Genomic DNA, 2,973 nt, shown 5'->3' on the forward strand with positions numbered 1-2,973 from the left:
TGAGGACCGTGTGTCTTAGACGCTAGATCAAGGTAGAAAGGGCGTACGGTGGATGCCTTGGCACTAGGAGCCGATGAAGGACGCGACGAACAGCGAAATGCTCTGGGGAGTGGTAAGTACACATCGATCCAGAGATCTCCGAATGGGGGAACCCACCGCCGGGAGACTGGCGGGACACCCACGTGAATACATAGCGTGGCGTGAGGCATACCCGGGGAACTGAAACATCTAAGTACCCGGAGGAAGAGAAAGAAAATTCGATTCCCTGAGTAGCGGCGAGCGAAACGGGAACAGCCCAAACCAGGAAGCATGCTTCCTGGGGTTGTAGGACACTCTACACGGAGTTACAAAGGGATAGGGTAGGTGAACGACCTGGAAAGGTCGGCCAGAGAAGGTGACGGCCCTGTAGCCGAAACCCCATCCCCTCCAGAGTGGATCCTGAGTACGGCGGGACACGTGAAACCCCGTCGGAATCCGGGAGGACCATCTCCCAAGGCTAAATACTTCCTAGTGACCGATAGTGAACCAGTACCGTGAGGGAAAGGTGAAAAGCACCCCGGAAGGGGAGTGAAAGAGATCCTGAAACCGTATGCCTACAAGTAGTCAGAGCCCGTTCACGGGTGATGGCGTGCCTTTTGTAGAATGAACCGGCGAGTTACGATGGCGGGCGAGGTTAAGCCGATGAGGCGGAGCCGCAGCGAAAGCGAGTCTGAACAGGGCGCATCAGTCCGTCGTCGTAGACCCGAAACCAGGTGATCTACCCATGTCCAGGATGAAGGTCAGGTAACACTGACTGGAGGTCCGAACCCACGCACGTTGAAAAGTGCGGGGATGAGGTGTGGGTAGCGGTGAAATGCCAATCGAACCTGGAGATAGCTGGTTCTCTCCGAAATAGCTTTAGGGCTAGCCTCGAGGTGAAGAGTTCTGGAGGTAGAGCACTGATTGGACTAGGGGCCCCCACAGGGTTACCGAATTCAGTCAAACTCCGAATGCCAGCAACTTGTACTCGGGAGTCAGACTGCGAGTGATAAGATCCGTAGTCGAGAGGGAAACAGCCCAGACCATCAGCTAAGGTCCCCAAGTGTATGTTAAGTGGAAAAGGATGTGGCGCTGCACAGACAACTAGGATGTTGGCTTAGAAGCAGCCACCATTCAAAGAGTGCGTAATAGCTCACTAGTCGAGTGGCGCCGCGCCGAAAATGTAACGGGGCTAAACATACCACCGAAGCTATGGATCCCGTAAGGGATGGTAGGAGAGCGTTCCAAGCAGCAGTGAAGCGGTATCGTGAGGAGCCGTGGAGCGCTTGGAAGTGAGAATGCCGGTGTGAGTAGCGAAAAGAGGGGTGAGAATCCCCTCCGTCGAAAGCCTAAGGTTTCCTGAGGAAGGCTCGTCCGCTCAGGGTTAGTCTGGACCTAAGCCGAGGCCGAAAGGCGTAGGCGATGGACAACAGGTCGATATTCCTGTACCGCCGTACCACCGTTTGAACGATGGGGGGACGCAGAAGGATAAGGTGACCGTGCGACTGGAAGTGCACGGACAAGCAGCGAGGCCGTCGGGTTGGCAAATCCGCCCGGCATACAAGGTTGAGCTGTGACGTGGAGCCCGTAGGGCGAAGCACCGGATTTCACGCTGCCAAGAAAAGCCTCTAGTGAGGAGGTCGGCGCCAGTACCGCAAACCGACACAGGTAGGCGAGATGAGAATTCTAAGACGCGCGGGATAACTCTCGTTAAGGAACTCGGCAAAATGGTCCCGTAACTTCGGGAGAAGGGACGCTTATGGCAACATAAGCCGCAGTGAATAGGCCCAAACGACTGTTTAGCAAAAACACAGGTCTCTGCTAAATCGCAAGATGAAGTATAGGGGCTGACGCCTGCCCGGTGCTGGAAGGTTAAGGGGATGTGTCATCGCAAGAGAAGCACTGAACCGAAGCCCCAGTAAACGGCGGCCGTAACTATAACGGTCCTAAGGTAGCGAAATTCCTTGTCGGGTAAGTTCCGACCCGCACGAAAGGCGTAACGATTTGGGCACTGTCTCAACGAGAGACCCGGTGAAATCATAGTACCTGTGAAGATGCAGGTTACCCGCGACAGGACGGAAAGACCCCATGGAGCTTTACTACAGCCTGATATTGAGGCTTTGTACGCGATGTACAGGATAGGTGGGAGTTTGTGAAGCCGGAGCGCCAGCTTCGGTGGAGACACCCTTGGGATACCACCCTTTGCGTATAGAGTCTCTAACTCGCAGCCGTGATCCGGCTGGAGGACCGTGTCAGGCGGGTAGTTTGACTGGGGCGGTCGCCTCCTAAACAGTAACGGAGGCGCCCAAAGGTTCCCTCAGAATGGTTGGAAATCATTCGAAGAGTGCAAAGGCAGAAGGGAGCTTGACTGCGAGACCTACAAGTCGAGCAGGGACGAAAGTCGGGCTTAGTGATCCGGTGGTTCCGCATGGAAGGGCCATCGCTCAACGGATAAAAGCTACCCTGGGGATAACAGGCTGATCTCCCCCAAGAGTCCACATCGACGGGGAGGTTTGGCACCTCGATGTCGGCTCATCGCATCCTGGGGCTGGAGTAGGTCCCAAGGGTTGGGCTGTTCGCCCATTAAAGCGGTACGCGAGCTGGGTTCAGAACGTCGTGAGACAGTTCGGTCCCTATCCGTCGTGGGCGCAGGAAATTTGAGGAGAGCTGTCCTTAGTACGAGAGGACCGGGATGGACGCACCGCTGGTGTACCAGTTGTTCCGCCAGGAGCACCGCTGGGTAGCTACGTGCGGACGGGATAAGTGCTGAAAGCATCTAAGCATGAAGCCCCCTCCGAGATGAGATTTCCCTTTGAGCAATCAAGAAAGACCCCTCAGAGACGATGAGGTAGATAGGTCATGGGTGGAAGCGTGGCGACACGTGGAGCTGAATGATACTAATCGGTCGAGGCTTTGATCTAGTCTAATGGTTTGTGTTGATGAATCCTCAGTTTT

The 2,973-nt window shown here is 55.2% G+C and carries 1 rRNA gene; it reads left to right on the forward strand.

Features of this window, described 5'->3' with window-relative positions:
* The first annotated feature begins 25 nt into the window (after window positions 1-25).
* Window positions 26-2,939: ribosomal RNA gene (locus F3H97_RS00005) — 23S ribosomal RNA — on the forward strand.
* The last annotated feature ends 34 nt before the right edge of the window (window positions 2,940-2,973 follow it).

Source organism: Exiguobacterium sp. SRB7LM (assembly GCF_015712685.1).
In the GTDB taxonomy this organism is placed as follows: Bacteria; Bacillota; Bacilli; order Exiguobacteriales; family Exiguobacteriaceae; genus Exiguobacterium; species Exiguobacterium profundum.